At 72.0% G+C, this 243-nt stretch carries 1 protein-coding gene; it reads right to left on the reverse strand.

Annotated features, from left to right (window positions below; genetic code table 11):
• A partial coding sequence (locus MXD60_RS26475; RefSeq protein ID WP_248822417.1) for a PAS domain-containing protein occupies positions 1-243 on the reverse strand: 243 nt, incomplete at both ends.

Below are 243 nucleotides of genomic sequence, written 5' to 3' on the forward strand. Positions count from 1 at the left end.
AAGTGCGTCCGTTCGTGCCGGGCATCGGGCCGATGCGCGCCCGCAACGGGGCGGGAAGTCGGCCGAACACGACCTCGAAGGTCTGCGCGCCGACGCTCCCGCGCTGGGTCCCGAGGAAGCGGCCGTAGAAGCCCGGAACGCGGGCGCTCGGCATGAGATCGCGGAAGAAGTTGCGTCCCACCACCGATTCGGGGGCGAAGCCGCACAGGCTTCCCGCCGCCCGGTTGCAGGCGAGCACGAGCC

This window comes from Frankia sp. AgB32 (assembly GCF_023243045.1).
Classification (GTDB): domain Bacteria; phylum Actinomycetota; class Actinomycetes; order Frankiales; family Frankiaceae; genus Frankia.